General features: G+C 60.4%; 12 protein-coding genes. 6 read left to right on the forward strand and 6 right to left on the reverse strand.

What is annotated here, in order from left to right; all coding sequences use genetic code 11:
- Window position 1 precedes the first annotated feature (1 nt).
- The 5 genes from mqnB to BLR80_RS08915 all read right to left on the reverse strand — a co-directional run bounded on the left by mqnB (window position 2) and on the right by BLR80_RS08915 (window position 5,788).
- Window positions 2-742: a futalosine hydrolase gene (gene mqnB / locus BLR80_RS08895; protein ID WP_092078865.1), complete on the reverse strand. Its 741-nt coding sequence runs from the start codon at window positions 740-742 to the stop codon at window positions 2-4.
- The gene (locus tag BLR80_RS08900) at window positions 739-1,839 is read right to left on the reverse strand and encodes a hypothetical protein (RefSeq protein WP_092078868.1); all 1,101 of its coding nucleotides are present in this window, start codon (window positions 1,837-1,839) and stop codon (window positions 739-741) included. The genes mqnB and BLR80_RS08900 overlap by 4 nt, the downstream gene beginning before the upstream one ends.
- 115 nt (window positions 1,840-1,954) lie before the next feature.
- On the reverse strand, window positions 1,955-2,929 hold the full coding sequence (gene meaB / locus BLR80_RS08905; RefSeq protein WP_092078871.1) for a methylmalonyl Co-A mutase-associated GTPase MeaB: 975 nt from the start codon (window positions 2,927-2,929) through the stop codon (window positions 1,955-1,957).
- 84 nt (window positions 2,930-3,013) lie between these two features.
- Window positions 3,014-5,155, reverse strand: a complete 2,142-nt coding sequence (gene scpA / locus BLR80_RS08910; protein WP_092078874.1) for a methylmalonyl-CoA mutase — start codon at window positions 5,153-5,155, stop codon at window positions 3,014-3,016.
- A gap of 69 nt (window positions 5,156-5,224) precedes the next feature.
- The gene (locus BLR80_RS08915) at window positions 5,225-5,788 is read right to left on the reverse strand and encodes a cob(I)yrinic acid a,c-diamide adenosyltransferase (protein WP_092078877.1); all 564 of its coding nucleotides are present in this window, start codon (window positions 5,786-5,788) and stop codon (window positions 5,225-5,227) included.
- A gap of 442 nt (window positions 5,789-6,230) precedes the next feature.
- Between BLR80_RS08915 and BLR80_RS08920 the strand changes: the two genes are divergently transcribed.
- The 3 genes from BLR80_RS08920 (at window position 6,231) to BLR80_RS08930 (ending at window position 11,574) form a co-directional block, all read left to right on the forward strand.
- Window positions 6,231-6,791, forward strand: coding sequence for a helix-turn-helix domain-containing protein (locus BLR80_RS08920; protein ID WP_092078880.1), 561 nt, complete (start codon window positions 6,231-6,233; stop codon window positions 6,789-6,791).
- A gap of 110 nt (window positions 6,792-6,901) precedes the next feature.
- Window positions 6,902-8,626 (forward strand): acyl-CoA carboxylase subunit beta, encoded by a 1,725-nt coding sequence (locus BLR80_RS08925; RefSeq protein WP_092078884.1) that lies wholly within the window; start codon window positions 6,902-6,904, stop codon window positions 8,624-8,626.
- A gap of 71 nt (window positions 8,627-8,697) precedes the next feature.
- A complete protein-coding gene (locus BLR80_RS08930) occupies window positions 8,698-11,574 on the forward strand; it encodes a biotin/lipoyl-containing protein (RefSeq protein WP_092078887.1) in 2,877 nt (958 codons plus the stop codon).
- Between the two features lie 129 nt (window positions 11,575-11,703).
- Here BLR80_RS08930 and BLR80_RS08935 read toward each other — a convergent pair whose 3' ends face one another.
- The gene (locus BLR80_RS08935) at window positions 11,704-11,913 is read right to left on the reverse strand and encodes a hypothetical protein (RefSeq protein WP_092078890.1); all 210 of its coding nucleotides are present in this window, start codon (window positions 11,911-11,913) and stop codon (window positions 11,704-11,706) included.
- A gap of 418 nt (window positions 11,914-12,331) precedes the next feature.
- Here BLR80_RS08935 and mce point away from each other — a divergent pair, with 418 nt between their 5' ends.
- The 3 genes from mce to BLR80_RS08950 all read left to right on the forward strand — a co-directional run bounded on the left by mce (window position 12,332) and on the right by BLR80_RS08950 (window position 15,823).
- Window positions 12,332-12,757 carry a methylmalonyl-CoA epimerase gene (gene mce, locus BLR80_RS08940; RefSeq protein ID WP_092078892.1) on the forward strand — a complete coding sequence of 142 codons (426 nt, stop codon included), beginning with the start codon at window positions 12,332-12,334 and terminating at the stop codon, window positions 12,755-12,757.
- Window positions 12,758-12,862: 105 nt separating this feature from the next.
- Window positions 12,863-14,239 carry an alginate export family protein gene (locus BLR80_RS08945; RefSeq protein WP_245691437.1) on the forward strand — a complete coding sequence of 459 codons (1,377 nt, stop codon included), beginning with the start codon at window positions 12,863-12,865 and terminating at the stop codon, window positions 14,237-14,239.
- A 237-nt stretch (window positions 14,240-14,476) separates the two neighbouring features.
- Window positions 14,477-15,823 (forward strand): hypothetical protein, encoded by a 1,347-nt coding sequence (locus tag BLR80_RS08950; RefSeq protein WP_092078895.1) that lies wholly within the window; start codon window positions 14,477-14,479, stop codon window positions 15,821-15,823.
- Window positions 15,824-15,843: the final 20 nt, after the last annotated feature.

The following is a 15,843-nucleotide window of genomic DNA, read 5'->3' on the forward strand; positions in this document are numbered from 1 at the left end:
ATCACTCCTGCGGCAGAGGAGGCAAGTCGGCAAGAAAGGCCAGCGTCGCCTGCTCGGCCCGCTGCATGGCAGTGGCCAGATCCCACTGGCGCAGGTCGCGGTTGCCGGTGGCATTGGACAGGCCGCGCACCTCAATAAACGGCACGCCGACGGCCAGGCATTGGTGAGCGACGGCCGCGCCCTCCATGTTTTCACACAGCCCGCCACAGTGTTGCTGGCGCAACAGCGCCAGATCGTCGCGGCCGCTGCCGCAGGAGACGGTGACGAAGGGACCACAGCCGACCTGACAGCCCAGCTGCCGCGCCAGTGTGCGGCAACTCTGTGCCAGTTGTCCGGTCAGCAGCGGGTCACAGGGAAAGCGGTTGTAATAACATCCGGCTGGCGTGCGCAGCAGGGGCAGGTCAAGCTGGCTCAGATCGCGAAACCCCTGCGGTGTGGCTACCCCCTCGTCACCGTAATGTTCTTCACAGGCGACAGCCAGATCACCGACGGCCAGACCGCTGGCCGGATAGAACCCGCCGCAGCCGTGCAGCACGACCAGCCGTGGGCGTTGCTGCAGCAGCAAGGCCGCTGCCGCCGCCGCGTTGGCCTTGCCGACACCGCCACAGAGCAGCGCCACGGGCTGGCCCTGCAGGGTTCCCTGGCAGAGGTCGTAGGAGCCGAGGCGGTGCTGACGGGGGTGCAGCAGCTGTTCACGCAGCTGCCGCTGTTCGGCGGCCACGGCGCATTGCAGGACAATCATGGCCGCCGGCGGTACCAGCCGCAGCGGATCAGGTCGCGGCGCAACGAGGCACCGTGCTGACGCGGAATGCCCCAGTGCCAGAAACGCTGATTGCGTGGCTGGGTCTCGGCCTGGCTCAGACAGTGGCCGGTTTCGGTCAGCTGGCGGCGGAAACGGTTGTCGGCATCGGCGATGAAGCGCAGCAGCTTGTAGCGTAGTCGGCTGTCAACCCGGTCGGCCACCCAGGCGATCAGGTCGCGCAGCTTGAGCCCTTCGAGATAGTCTTCCAGGCAGCCGTCGAAGCACTCCTGGCAGCAATCGACGAAATCACGCCATTCCAGCAGGATGTTGACGAATTCGTCTTCCGGTTCCCAGCAGACATCGGGGTGGTCGTGCAGCAGCTCGTAGATGCTGTCCTGCTCGCGGGCGCTGAGAAAAAAATCCTCTCCTTCGCTGGCCGGACTCATCTCAAACAGCTCGACCAGTTCGGCCCCGTAGTGGATGTAGTCGAGCTCACGGTTGCTGAAGCCCTGCAGTTCCAGTGGCCGTGAGGCGCGCGGGATGCTGACCAGGGAGAGGTGGTCGTGGGCGAAGTCGGCCGGAAACAGCAACTCCTGCCGGTGCGGCAGGCCATAGCGCGCCAGCAGATTCATGGTGCGGATGTGGTTGGCGGTGAAACAGGTGAAGGCTTTTTCTTCGGAATAGAAGATTTCCGCGCCCAACCGGCTGTTGGCCAGACCGAAGCCGACAAAACCGTCGTGCAGCAGGCGACTGAAATAAGGCCGTAACAGGTCGACGATTTCCAGCGTCGGCATGTAGGGCGAATAAAATACGGTTGGTTGGGTCGGCTGTTCCGGATCGCTGGTGAGTTGCTGCTCGGGGTAGTACTCGAAAACAAAGAAGCTCTCGTCGGAAACCAGCACGCTGCAGGCTTCGAACAGGGCCGGCAGCAGATTGAGATCAGCCAGCACGACAAAGCGGTAGGCATCGCGGCAGTCCTCTACCGGGGCCAGGCTGTAGCCCGGTGTCAGCTGGCGGTAATCGCTGCGCAACTGCTCGCTGGGCCAGACGCGCAGGCCACAGGGCTGCTCTAGGGAAGAACGGAAAAAATGGGCCACGCAGTCAACCTCGGATGGATATACGCCGGATGGGAACAGCAGGGGGCAAACTGCGGTAAGAATAGAGACTTGGCGCGCCAAAGTCAACGCCGCGGCGCAGGCTGGTAATGTACCGTCAGTGGCGGCGAAAACGTTCCAGCAGCCGTTGGCAGGCCGCGCCCGGCGTGGTAATGCCGGCGACGACAGCCTGTTCCACCTGTGGCAGCAGGGCCGCCACCTGGCGATCGTGCAGGAACAGCTCCTTCAAGGCATCGAGCAGCAGCGCCCATAGCCAGTCGCGTGCCTGCTGGCGGCGTTTTTCACTGAAGGTGCCATTGGCCTGCATCTGTTGGCGAAACTGTTGCAGCATCTGCCAGAATTCGGCGATTCCCTGCTGCTGCAGGGCGCTGCAGCATAGCACCGGTACCTGCCAGTCGGGATAACGTGGTCGCAGGATGTGCAGTGCGTTGCGGTACTGCTGCCGGGCCAGCTCGGCCCGCTGGCGATTGTCGCCATCAGCCTTGTTGATGACAATGGCGTCGGCGATTTCCATCACGCCCTTTTTGATGCCTTGCAATTCGTCGCCGGCACCAGCCAGCTGCAGCAGCACGAACATATCGACCATGGAGGCGACGGTAATCTCCGACTGGCCGACGCCGACGGTTTCCACCAGCACGATGTCGTAGCCGGCCGCCTCACACAGCAGCAGGGTTTCACGGGTCTTGCGCGCTACGCCACCGAGGCTGTCACCCGCTGGCGAAGGGCGGATAAAGGCGTTGGCATCACGCGCCAGCTGTTCCATGCGGGTCTTGTCGCCCAGAATGCTGCCGCCGGAGATCTGCGACGAGGGATCGACAGCCAGTACCGCCACCCGGTGTCCCCGCGCGGTGAGATAAAGGCCAAAGGCCTCTATGAAGGTGCTTTTGCCGACGCCGGGCACGCCGGAAATGCCGATGCGCAAGCTGTTGCCGGTGGCTGGCAGCAGGGTTTCCAGTAGGGCATCGGCCTGTTGGCGGTGTTCGATGCGGCGGCTTTCGATCAGGGTGATGCCTTTGGCCAGGGCACGCAGCTGGCCGGCGCGAATCTGCTCGGCAAGGGTGGCGATGGACATGCGTTTCTCCAAAAAAGCGGGCGTACTCGTAAAAGCACGCCCGCTCTGGTTCAGGGAGGCGAAAACAGGTTGGCCCCGTGTCGGCTAATTCTTCTGCCGGGCGCGGATGGCAGCGAGGGTCTCGCGGCCGGATTTAACGATCGGGGTACCGGGGCCGAAGATGCAGGCAGCGCCAGCGGCATAGAGGGCGTCATAGTCCTGCCGCGGGATGACACCACCACAGACGATGACAATGTCGTCGGCGCCGAGTTTTTTCAGCTCCGCCGCCAGCTGCGGTACCAGGGTCTTGTGGCCGGCGGCCAGGCTGGAAACACCAACGGCGTGGACGTCATTCTCCACGGCCATTTTGGCCGCTTCCGCCGGGGTCTGGAACAGCGGGCCGACATCGACATCGTAACCGACATCGGCGTAAGCGCTGGCCACCACCTTGGCGCCACGGTCATGGCCATCCTGGCCCATCTTGGCGATCAGGATACGGGGGCGGCGGCCCTCCTCGGCGGCGAAGGCCTCAACCTGCTGTTTCAGTTCGGCAAAATCGTTATCGTTGGCACACACCGAGGCGTAGGCTCCTGACACCAGTCGAATCTCGGCCCGATGGCGGCCGAATACCTTTTCCATGGCATCGGAAATCTCGCCCACGGTCGCGCGGCAGCGGGCCGCCGCGACGCAGAGGGCAAGCAGATTGGCGTCGGTATTCTGGCAGCCGGCGCTGATGGCGTCAAGGGCGGCTTGGCAGGCGGTTTCGTCACGGCTGGCGCGGATCTGCTGCAGGCGGCGAATCTGCGATTCGCGCACGGCAGTGTTGTCGATATCGAGCACCTCGATGGGGTCTTCCTTCTCCAGCCGGTATTTGTTGACGCCGACAATGACATCGCGGCCGCTGTCGATGGCGGCCTGCTTCTTGGCGGCCGATTCCTCAATACGCAGCTTGGGCATGCCCGACTCGATGGCCTTGGTCATGCCGCCGAGTTCGTCAATTTCGGCCAGCAGCTTGCGTGCTTCCTTGATCAGCTCGCCGGTGAGGCTTTCGACGTAGTAGGAGCCGGCCAGCGGGTCAACCACATTGCAGATGCCGCTTTCCTCCTGAATCACCAGCTGGGTATTGCGGGCGATGCGCGCTGACTGGTCGGTCGGCAGGGCGATGGCCTCGTCCAGAGCATTGGTGTGGAGCGACTGGGTGCCACCCAGTACCGCCGCCAGGGCTTCAATGGTGGTGCGGATGACGTTGTTGTACGGATCCTGCTCGGTCAGGCTCCAGCCCGAGGTCTGGCAGTGGGTGCGCAGGGCCTTGGATTTGGGATTCTTCGGCTGAAACTGCTCCATCAGCTCTGACCAGAGGAAACGGGCGGCGCGCAGCTTGGCCGCCTCCATAAAGAAATTCATGCCGATGGCGAAGAAGAACGACAGGCGTGGAGCGAAGGCGTCGACATCCAGTCCGCGGGCCAGAGCGGCGCGGACATATTCCAGGCCATCGGCCAGGGTGAAGGCCAGCTCCAGGGCGTTGTTGGCGCCGGCTTCCTGGATGTGGTAGCCGCTGATGGAGATGGAGTTGAACTTGGGCATGTGGGCGCTGGTGTAGGCGATGATGTCGGCAATGATGCGCATGGAGGGTTCGGGCGGGTAGATGTAGGTGTTGCGCACCATGAATTCCTTGAGAATGTCATTTTGGATGGTGCCCGCCAGCTGCTCCTGAGTCACGCCCTGCTCCTCGGCGGCAACGATGTAGTTGGCCATGATCGGCAACACCGCGCCGTTCATGGTCATGGACACCGAAACCTTGTCGAGGGGGATGCCACCAAAGAGGATCTTCATGTCCTCCACCGAGTCGATGGCGACGCCGGCCTTGCCGACATCGCCGACCACCCGTGGATGGTCGGAATCGTAGCCGCGGTGGGTCGCCAGATCGAAAGCCACCGACAGGCCCTGCTGGCCGGCGGCGAGGTTGCGGCGGTAGAAGGCGTTGGATTCCTCGGCAGTGGAAAAGCCGGCGTACTGGCGCACCGTCCAGGGTCGGCCGGCGTACATGGTGGCTACCGGGCCGCGCACGAAGGGCGGCAAGCCCGGCAGGCTGTCGAGATGTTCCAGCCCGGTCAGATCCGCGGCGGTGTAGAGGGGCTTGACGACAATGCCCTCGGCCGTATTCCAGTGGAAGCCGGCCAGGTCGTCGGTCTTCTTTTCCTTGCGCGCCAGAGCCTGCCATTGCTCCAGGGTTGGTTTGTCTGCCATCTATGATCCTTTCAGCGATTGTGAAAAAACGGGGGAATGAGGGGCAAGGCCGGATGAAAAGGCCGAAAGTCAGTATTCGATGCCGAGGCGGGCCTCCAGCCCGGCGTTGTAGTAGTGCTTGATGCAGCGCATTTCGGTGACCAGATCGGCTGCTGCGATCAGGGGCGCCGGGGCGTTGCGGCCGGTCAGCACCAGCTCGGTGGCTGGCGCCCGGCAGGCCAGCAGCTCCAGCACGGCTTCCAGGGAAACCAGACCGAAGTCGAGCGCGTTGATCAGTTCATCAAGAATCAGCAGATCGATCTGGCCTTCACGCGCCAGGGTGAAGGCGCGCTGCAGCCCCTGCTGGGCGCAGGCGATATCCTCGGGGGCGGGATGCTGGCGGTTGACGAAGTTGGGCCGGCCGCATTGTTCCACCTGCCAGTTGTTGCCCATACGGCCGGCGCTGTGTATCTCGCCGTAGCTGGAATCCTGCTTCATGAAGTGAAGAATGTGAACGCGCCAGCCGTGCCCGGCAGCGCGGAAGGCCAGTCCCAAGGCCGCCGTGGTCTTGCCCTTGCCATCACCGGTATAGAGCTGTACGCGGCCCCGGCGGTTGGCAGGCAGGCTGGAAAGGGGCTGAGCGTTGCTGGTCATGGCTGGCTCTCCTGTCGCGGGTTGGGAGCATCAACCGCAGTTTTGGCTGGTAGAATTGTTTTTTAAAGACGCTAAAAACTTTTAGCGAGGTGAAATATATCAGCCACTGGAAAGCCTTGTCAAGCAGCCTGATCCGGCCCTTTGTGCCACAAAAGAGCGTGCTAGAACACCTCTTTTTTCGTTGGAGGCGTTCCATTGTCGCGCTGTCTGGTCGTGGCGGAGGCCCGGTTCCGGCCCCGCCGCGCCGCTTTCAGGTTTCTGGCCGGTCATGTTTAATTTTACGTCAAATGGTTGGAATGAAAGGATTATTTTGCCAGTTCGATGATTTACTGCGGGTAAAGGTTTTTACTGACGATAAACTATCCGATTGACAATTAAATCGACATGTTTTATACCGTGCGAGCCAATAGAACCGCTTTCTATTTTTCTGTGAGGCAGGCCCTTGGAATACAACATCGGCGCGAAAATCAAAGAGCTGCGCAAGGCCCGCAAGCTGACCCTCCAGGCCGTCGCCAGCGAGACCGGTTTCTCGCCGGCGCTGATTTCCCAGATCGAGAACAACAACGTATCCCCGCCCATTGCCACCCTGTCGAAAATCGCCCGTTTTTTCGATGTCAAGATCAGCCATTTCTTCGAGGAAGAGGAGGAGGCGCGGCGCTATGAGGTGGTGCGCGTGGTCGATCGGCGCGTGGTCAGTCGGGTGATTTCCAAGGCCGGCAAGGGCCATGGCTATACCTATGAGGCCCTGTCGGTCCACAAGCTCAACAAGAAGATGGAACCCTTCATCGTCAGCCTGTCAGAGCGCAGTGACGATGAAACGCTTTACAATCACGATGGCGAGGAATTCCTGCTGGTACTGGAAGGCTGCGCCGAAGTGCTGCTCGATGACGAACGCATCCGCCTTGACGCGGGCGATGCCGTCTATTTCGATTCGTCCATGCGCCACCGTTTGCTGTCCTATGATGGCCGGCCGGTGCGGGTGCTCGCCATTGTCACCCGCTGATGGTGGCGGCGAGCGCGTAACCTTCTTAACTGCCTGATCTGTCCGGCCGGCTGCGGAAGGCGTGGCTGACCGGGCTGCCTGCTCTCATCAAAATCAAGGGATGGCCAACCATGTCGAAAAACATCATCAAGCCTACACTGGAGAATCCGCTGGATCCGCCTGTCAACGTCGAGTTCACCATCCCTGGTGAAATCCCCGGTCGCAAGGGGCCCTACGAAGAGGCCATGAAGGAAGGGCATGAGCTGATCGAGCGGCCCATCCGTTCCGTTGATGTCGGTCAGATCGAAAAGCAGCACTTCAAGCAGCGCATGACCGTGTGGGAGCGCATCCGGGTGCTGACCAGCGAAAACCCCAACATTCTGTTCCAGAACTGGGGCAAGAATCTCGACGGGGCCTCGCTGGTGACCGGCATTCTCAGCATCAACGGTCGCGACGTGGCCTTCTACGGTCACGATTTCACCGTGCGGGCCGGTTCCATTGATGCCACCAACGGCAGCAAGCTGGCACGGCTGTTCACCATGGCTGGTGAGCAGGGCATTCCGGTTATTGGCATGAACGATTCGGCTGGCGCCTTCGTGCCGGCCGGTGTCGGCGGTCTCGATGGCTATGCCGAGGCGTTTACTGCCCTGCGCAAGATCAGTGGTGTGGTGCCCTCGATCATGTGCATGTTCGGCTTCAACGCCGGCGGCGGTTCCTATCTGCCGCGGCAGGGCAGTTTTGTCATTCAGCCTGAGGACACCTTCTTCGGCCTGACCGGGCCGGGCGTGGTCAAGTCGGTGCTGGGCGAGGATATCTCGCCAGAGGATCTAGGTGGGCCCAAGGTGCATGGCGCGTCCGGCGTGGCCGATCTGACGGTGCAGGACGAAACCGCCGCCCTGCGCGCCGCCGTGCATTTGCTGAGCTATCTGCCGGACAACAACCACAGCATGGCGCCGGTCATCAAGACCAGCGACCCGCTGGAGCGCAAGACCTGGGAAATCAATACCCTGCTGAAAAAGGCCTTCAACTCGCCGACAGGTTTCAATACGCCTTTCGATGTCTCCATCATCATCCAGCAGATTTGCGATCACGGCGACTACTTCGAGATTCAGCCCAATCGCGCCCGCGAGGCCGTGACCGCTTTCGGCCGCCTTGGTGGCAACGTGGTTGGTTTTGTCGCCAACAACAGCGCGGTCGCCTCCGGTCAGATCGACTGTGATTCCGCTGTCAAGATTGCCCGCTTTGTGCGCTTCTGCAATATCTACAACATTCCGCTGATCTTCATGGAAGACACCACCGGTTTTCTGCCGGGGCGTGAGCAGGAGGCGCGCGGCATCGTTCAGGCCGGTCGTTCGATGCTCGATGCCATCGTCGATGTGCGCACGCCGCGCATTCTGCTGATTTTGCGCAACGCCTTCGGTGGCGCCTATGCCTCATATAACAACTACCCCACCGGCGCCGACCTGGTGCTGGCACTGCCGACCACCCGTCTGGCGGTCATGGGGCCGGCCGGCAAGGAGTTTGTCTACAAGAACGAATTGCGCAAGATCCGTTCGGCGGTGCCGGCCATGGTGCAGGAAGGAACCCAGCAGCGCATCGGCGCCGGCATGAACGGTGCCGAAGCCAAGAAGGAGGCCGAAGCCGAAGTGGCCGACTGGCTCAAGCAGCAGGAGGCGGCGCTGAATCTGCGCTACGAGAAGGAACTGATGAACCCGAAGGAGGGTCTGGCCCTGGGCTCGATCTCCTCGCTGGTGATGCCGACGGATCTGCGCGAGGTGCTTGGCCGCAATCTCAATTTCTTCCTGCGGCATTATCAGCCCAGCGCCTGGCAGTCGGTGCAGCGCGAGTTCCATTGATGCGCTTGCCGGTGACGGTTTTCCCAGCGCGAGCATTTACGATAACCCCCCTGTAACGGGAGATTAGGCCCATGGCAAAGCAGACCGATTTCTACACCCACAATCCGCTGATTCATAAAGACCGCCGCCTGAGCCAGTCCACCTCGGCCTGGGTGCGCTCCTTTTCGTGTGAGGCTCTCCGGCCGCTGATTGTCTGTCGCGGTCCGATTCGCAAGGAGGCGATGGATGTTTACGATGAAATGGGCATCCACGGCTACGGCATCCTGCTGTCGGAAAAGGATTCCATCGTCTACCCCAATGCCCTGTCACCGGAACTGCGCAAGCTGACCGACAATCGCCGGGTGCATCGCGTGCCCGATTACACCGGCGCCAGTCGCGAGGAGCGCTTGGAGCGTATCGGCCAGATCATCCAGATCGCCCTTGACAATGGCTACGATTCCCTCTTCGCCGGCTATGGCTTCATGGCCGAGGACGATGAGTTTGTCGCCGCCATTGAAAAAGCCGGCCTGCGCTTTATTGGGCCCTGCAGTGCCACCCAGCGGGGCGCCGGTAAAAAGGACGAGGCCAAGCGCACCGCACTGACGGTCAAGGTATCGGTCACGCCGGGGGTCGACAACGTCACCGCCCGCACCCTGGTGGCCAAACATCCCAGCCGCGAAGCCCTGCTGGCGCTGGTGACGGCCGAGGGTTTGCGCTGTGACAGCCGGCTGCTGGCCGACGAGAGCCTGAGCCTGGAACAACTGGCCGATCATATCCTGATGGCGTCCTACGACAAGGGCATCGATCTGTTCAGCATTGAGGAACTGGGCCGCCAGGTCGAGGCCGAATGCGCTGCCATGTTCCGATCCCATCCCGGCAGCCGCATCCGTCTCAAGGCTATCGGTGGTGGTGGCGGCAAGGGTCAGCGGATTCTTGGCGCTTCGCTGCTGGGTAAGAAGAGTCCGACCGACGCCGATGTGGCCAAGGCCGCCGCGGCGGCACCGGGACTGGTGTTGGAGGTGCTCAACGAGGTCAAGGCGGTGGGCGTCGGTGACAACAAGAACGTGCTGATCGAGCTCAACATTGAACAGACCCGCCACAACGAAATCCAGCTGTTGGGCAACGGCCAGTGGTGTATCGCCCTGGGCGGGCGTGATTGCTCGCTGCAGATGCATGAACAGAAGCTGCTGGAAATCTCCGTGACCCAGGAAGCACTGGCGCTGGAGATCGAAAAGGCCCGTGCCGCTGGCCAGTGCGAAGCCGCCGCCGCGCTGGAAACCGATCTGCAGGTGCTTAAGCGCATGGAGGAGGAGTCCGAGCGTTTCGGCCAGGCGGTAGGGCTGGATTCGGCTTCGACCTTCGAGTGCATTGTCGATCGCGACCGTCATTATTTCATGGAGGTCAATACCCGTATTCAGGTGGAACACCGCGTTACCGAACTGGTCTACCGCCTGAGGTTCACCAATCCCGACGATCCGCAGGATTTCTTCGAGGTGGAATCGCTGGTGGAGGCCATGGCCCTGCTGGCTCTGCACAAGGAGCGTCTGCCGCGGCCCGAGCGTCTGCCGCGTTTTGGCGCCGCTGCCGAGGCGCGGCTCAACGCCACCGACTGCTCGCTGTCGCCGTCGGCCGGCGGTGTTATCCGCTATTGGTCGCGGCCCATCGAGGGTGAAATTCGCGATGATCAGGGCATCAGCATGCTCAATCCGGACACCGGCCTGTTCATGCGCTACCGCGTGGCCGGTGCCTATGATTCCAACATCGCCCTGCTGCTGACCAAGGGCGACGACCGTCGGGCCAGCTACGAGCATCTGGCCAAGGTGCTGCGTTGTACCACCCTGCGCGGTACCGACCTGGCCACCAATCTCGATTTCCACTATGGCCTGGTCAACTGGTTTCTCGGCAACACGGTAATGGCCAAGCCGACCACCCGGTTCGTGGTGCCTTACCTGACGCTGGTGGGTTGTCTGAAGGAAGAGGCGGCCAAGATTGATCCGGTGGTTGCCTTTGTCACCCTCAAAAAGCACTATACCCAGCGTTATGCTGCAGACCCTGAGGCCAAGAAGGCCATTGCCGCCGTTCTCGACCGTAAGGGAACCCTGCTGACCCGGCCGATGCAGAAGCTGCTGGATAATCCGCATCTACTGGCCGGCTGGCTGAGTCTGAATCGCAAGAACTTTCGCCATGACAACGGCAAGCTGGTATGGCTGCGCAATCCGCTGGTGGTACTGGCGGAAACCTACGCCTATCTCAATATGGAATGGCGTGCCGGCGTGCCGGCAGCGGAAATCATCTGGTCGCACGACAATGAGCTGTTGCAGAAGGCCATTGCCTTCTATGCCCGCCTGCGCGAGCACTTCAGTTTGGGTGCGGCCGATTTTGAGGAACTCAATGCCCTGCTAACCCAGGATACCCCCCAGGGCGGCTACAACGCCGCGGACTGGGCCGCTATCCAGTCGGCTCATCTGGGCTTCGAGGCGGGCAACGAGCTGCTTGGTCTGCTGTTCCTGATCGCCGAGCGTACCCGGTTCTTTGATTTCCATGTCGAGCCGAATCTGGAGGTGGTTATTCCCGATGAGCTCAACGACGCCGATCTGCAGGCACGCATGAAGAAGGTTCTGGTGCCGCCGCCGGCGACCAAGGCCGACGAGATCGTCACCCCCGGCGGGGGGATGTACTATGCCCAGGAAGCGCCGGGCATGCCGACTTTCGTCAGGGAAGGGGATCATTTCGAGAAGGGTCAGCCGTTGTTCATTCTTGAGGTCATGAAGATGTTCAACAAGGTTCTGGCTCCCTTCTCCGGCACCATCGACAAGATTCTGATCGAGGGCGGCGATGGTGTCATCGTTTCCAAGGGTCAGCCGATCTTCAAGGTGACGCCGGACGAGCGGTTTGTCGAGAGCGATCCGCTGGCGATCGAAAAAGAGCGGCGGGAGACCACGGCCGCCTATCTGCAGGCGATTCTGTAACCGTTTGGCAAGGAGCTCTTGCGCTGGCCTGGCCTCGTAGGCGTAGAGCCCTGATTGCTACCAACAATGAACCCCGCCGACCGCATGGCCGACGGGGTTCATTGTTTGAACGCGAGCTGGAGGGGGAGGTCAGGCCAGGTTGTAATCGTCGTTCTCGACCGGCTCCGACGCGCCTTCGAGGAAGGAGGCTCGCTGGCTGTCGCGGATGACCTCCTGCACGCCGTGGTTGACCGACCAGACGGTGCCGCAGACCGTGCATTCGACGATGTCTTCGTAGAAGCCATCGGAGTGCAGATCGATTTGGGCGTACTCCTGATTTTTGCATACCGGGCATTTCATGGGGGCGTGTCCTTTCGTTAAAGACGGGTGTGCTCGACTGTTTTTCTTGAGAGTATAAAAGGCGGCAGCGTTCGTGCAAGCCTTTTACCGAGCAAGAGCGCCGTTAAAACGGTATCTTAACGGAAGCCGAAGGCAAAATAGTGGTCAGGTTCTTTTCGTTAAAGTAAAAAAGACCAGATCGGTAAGACAGCGGGTTGGGTCTTCGGGGGTTAACAGGTTGTAAAAACGCCCCTTTGTCCAATTTTCCGCGGCATTGTGGCGGTGCCGGGAGGGTGGCGGCGAACGAGACGTAAAAAAGAATCGCCCAGCTGATTTTGGCGGAAATGAAACGGGATTACAGTTGTCCGAACGGGATACCGCCAGAGGTCCATCCCGTCAGTGAGACGTTCTAACACAAATCTAAAAAGGAGCTTACAGCATGGTAAAGAAAATCAACCACATTGGCGTCGCGGTGACCAGCATCGCCGAGGCATTGCCTTTTTATCGCGATCAGCTGGGCATGGTTTACGAAGGCAGCGAAGAGGTTGCCGATCAGCAGGTACGGGTGGCTTTTCTCGCCGTCGGTGAAAGCCGGATCGAATTGCTCGAACCCACCAGTGAGACCTCACCGGTGGCGCGATTTCTGGCCAAGAGCGGGCCGGGCATGCACCACATTGCCTACGAGGTGGACGATATCGTTGCCTATCTGGAGCAACTGCGTGGCGCCGGAGTGCGGCTGATCGATGAGCAGCCCCGGCGTGGCGCGCATAATACCCGGATCGCATTTATTCACCCCAAAAGCAGTGGTGGGGTGCTGACCGAAATCTGCCAGGCTGGCGACAGCGGAGCGGAAGCAACGCACTGATCAAGGCGTTCTCCGGTTGTTGCGATCCCGGCAGAGACATACAGACAGGCGGCGTGGTGCCGACTGTTGGTTCGTTGCCGCCCATAACGGGGCAACGAGTCTTTGATGCTGGATAAACGTAACAACAAGGAGGAACAGGAAATGAAGAAACTCTGGATGGCGCTGGGCCTGCTGCTGGCCATGACAGCCCCGGCCCTCGCGGTGGATTTTGCGTTTCACGGCGATCTGAAGCACGAATTCCGCATCAACTCCAACCAGACAGGATTCACCGGGGGTAAAGATTTCGCGTCGAGTCTTAAAACGACGCAGTCCAAGATCTATGATGAAGATGCCAACGACAGCTTCGCTCTCATCAAGTACCGTCTGTGGACGGAGATTGCCAGCGATGACGGTGGCGTCAAAGGGGTCTACGCCATTGAGATTGGTGGTGTTAACTTTGGTAACTCCAGCCAGGGAGGTGGTTTCTCCGGCGATGGCAAGAATGTTGAAACCCGTTGGGCTTATACCGACTTCGCCTTGGCCGGTGGACGCCTGAAGGTTGGTCTGCAACCGGTCAAGATCAGCCGCTTTTTGTGGGAAGAAACCGCCACAGGCATTCACTACCAGAATGGTGGTCTTGAACTGGCCTGGTATCGTGGCTATGAGGTGGTCAATACCGATGACAGCAACGATTTCAAAGACCTGGATGCTCTTTATCTGCGTTACAGCCTCAAGCCGGCCGCTGGTGTCAAGCTGGGCCTGTTCGGCTTGTGGCAGCACAGCGATGCCGACAAAACCCTCGGCAGCAAGAGCCTGAACGATCTGACCTGGCGCACCAAGAGTCTGACCGGCTACGACATGGACCTTTATACCCTGGGTCTTGATGGCAGCCTGGAAGCCGGCAGCTTCTTTGCCAACTGGGATCTGATGTACCAGACCGGCGACATGCTGGAGGATGCGGATTTCGGCGGCTACTTCGCTCATGCCGATCTGGGCCTGAAGATGGGGCCGGGCACCCTGACCTATACCGTCTGGTATGCCAGTGGCGATGATGACCGCAGCGATGGCGATCTGGATGCCTTCATTGTCACCGATACCGATATCAATGCCGCCTACTCGTCGGTGGTGCTGTTCCAGGGTCTGAACTCCGACCACTACTTCGCCGCCGAGCCTTATATTCAGGACAAGGGTCTGTTTCTCAACCGTTTGGCCTATGAGCATAAGTTGACCGATAAGCTCACGGTTGGTGCGGCCGCCCTCTACCTGATGACCGCCGAAGATCTCGAATACACGGACAACAACGCTGTTGATCGGGCGGATGACAGCCTTGGGATCGAGATCGACGCCTGGGCCAAGTACAAGCTGTACAGCAGCCTTGAGGTGGCACTGGCCGCCGGTTACCTGGCGGCTGACGACGCCCTCGACTTCTATGAGGTTTCGCGCGACGGCAGCTCGGACGAAGACATCTATGTCATTGTGTCCAGCATTGGGTACAAATTCTGACCCCCCGGCGGCCCCAGGGTCGCTTCTGCCCCTGCCTCCTTCGGGAAGCAGGGGCTTTTTTGCGTGCGGGTTTCATGAAGCGCTGGCTGAATAATCACTGATCTGGTAACCTGCGGTACCCGCAGTCGTCGCTGTTAGCAGCGCCGGAGGCTGGCGACCGTGGGGGGGCGGGCCACCAATGGCTGTCTCCCTTAGTGGAACGATTGTTCGATAGATCTTGACCATGGGGAGGTAAGGATGCGTGTGTGTGCAAGAGCTCTGCTGGGCGCGGTCGCTGTTTTGCTGCTGGCGGGAGCGGCAATGGCGCTGGAGGTGGCGGTTCATGGGGATTTCAGCAACGAGCTGCGCCTCTACAGCAATCAGGCGGAATTTTTTCGCGGCGATTTCGGCTACCAGACCGAACGGCAGCATAAAATCGGCCGCAGCAGCGCCAGCGACAGCTTTGTTACCGCCAAATACCGGCTATGGAGCGAGATTGCCAGCGACGAAGGCGCTGTCAAGGGTGTTTACGCCATAGAGATGGGTGGTCTGCGCTATGGCGACAGTCGACGCGGCGGCGGTTTTTCCGGCGATGGCGTCAATCTCGAAACCCGTTGGGCTTACACCGATCTGGCCCTGGTCGGCGGTCGTCTGAAGCTGGGCTTGCAGCCGGTGCAGATTAACCCCTTTTTGTGGAATGAAACAGCGACCGGCGCGCACTTCCAGCGAGATTTGGGCGGGGCTCAGTGGCAGCTGGCCTGGTATCGCGGTTACGAGGTCGTCAACACCGAGGACAGTAATGATTTCCAGGATCTCGATGCCCTCTATCTGCGCTGCCTCCTCAAGCCGGCCACCGATACCAATCTGGGCCTGTTTGCCCTGTGGCAGCACAGTGATGGCAAAACATTAACGGACGAACCGGCTTTCAATCTGGCTGAACGCGGTAACTATCTTAAAAACTTCGCCGGTTATGATCTGGATCTCTATACCCTGGGTTTTGATGGCAGTGCCCGTCAGGGGAACCTGTTTGCCCGCTGGGATCTGCTCTTTCAGTTTGGTGACTTGCTGGAAAAACAGGATTTTGGCGGCTATCTGATTCATCTTGATCTGGGCGCCAAGAGCGGTTCCGGCAGCTGGACCTATACCTTCTGGCTGGCCAGTGGCGACAAGGATGCCACGGATGACGACTATGACGCCTTTATCGCCACGGACTGTGATACCAATGGTGAAACCAGTTCTGTGGTTCTTTTTGAAGGCTATGCCTCCGATGATTATTTCTCGGCCGTGCCCTATGTGCAGGATAAGGGGCTGATTCTCAACCGGTTGGGGTACGATCACCAGCTGGGCCAGCGTCTGACCGTAGGCGGTGCCATTCTTTATTTGCTGACGGCAGAGAAGGTGCGTTATGCCGATCAGGCGTCGGACCGGATCGGCTGGGAGGTCGATGCCTACGCCCGCTACCTGCTTTATCCCCAGTTGGAGCTGGCCCTGCAGGGGGGCTATCTCTGGGCTGACGATGTCCTGGATTACTACGAGAACGACGACGATGGCCAGGCCGACAGCAATCTGCTGGTCGTTAACGCCCGCGTCCGTTACCGCTTCTGAGCCCTTCCCATCACGATTTC

The organism is Desulfuromonas thiophila (assembly GCF_900101955.1).
GTDB lineage: Bacteria > Desulfobacterota > Desulfuromonadia > Desulfuromonadales > Desulfuromonadaceae > Pseudodesulfuromonas > Pseudodesulfuromonas thiophila.

Bases quoted from the DNA above. Each gene is read 5' to 3' on its own strand.
- mqnB (WP_092078865.1), bottom strand. From the start codon at position 742: ATGATTGTCCTGCAATGCGCCGTGGCCGCCGAACAGCGGCAGCTGCGT.
- meaB (WP_092078871.1), bottom strand. From the start codon at position 2,929: ATGTCCATCGCCACCCTTGCCGAGCAGATTCGCGCCGGCCAGCTGCGT.
- scpA (WP_092078874.1), bottom strand. From the start codon at position 5,155: ATGGCAGACAAACCAACCCTGGAGCAATGGCAGGCTCTGGCGCGCAAG.
- BLR80_RS08915 (WP_092078877.1), bottom strand. From the start codon at position 5,788: ATGACCAGCAACGCTCAGCCCCTTTCCAGCCTGCCTGCCAACCGCCGG.
- BLR80_RS08925 (WP_092078884.1), top strand. From the start codon at position 6,902: ATGTCGAAAAACATCATCAAGCCTACACTGGAGAATCCGCTGGATCCG.
- BLR80_RS08930 (WP_092078887.1), top strand. From the start codon at position 8,698: ATGGCAAAGCAGACCGATTTCTACACCCACAATCCGCTGATTCATAAA.
- BLR80_RS08935 (WP_092078890.1), bottom strand. From the start codon at position 11,913: ATGAAATGCCCGGTATGCAAAAATCAGGAGTACGCCCAAATCGATCTG.
- mce (WP_092078892.1), top strand. From the start codon at position 12,332: ATGGTAAAGAAAATCAACCACATTGGCGTCGCGGTGACCAGCATCGCC.
- BLR80_RS08945 (WP_245691437.1), top strand. From the start codon at position 12,863: ATGCTGGATAAACGTAACAACAAGGAGGAACAGGAAATGAAGAAACTC.
- BLR80_RS08950 (WP_092078895.1), top strand. From the start codon at position 14,477: ATGCGTGTGTGTGCAAGAGCTCTGCTGGGCGCGGTCGCTGTTTTGCTG.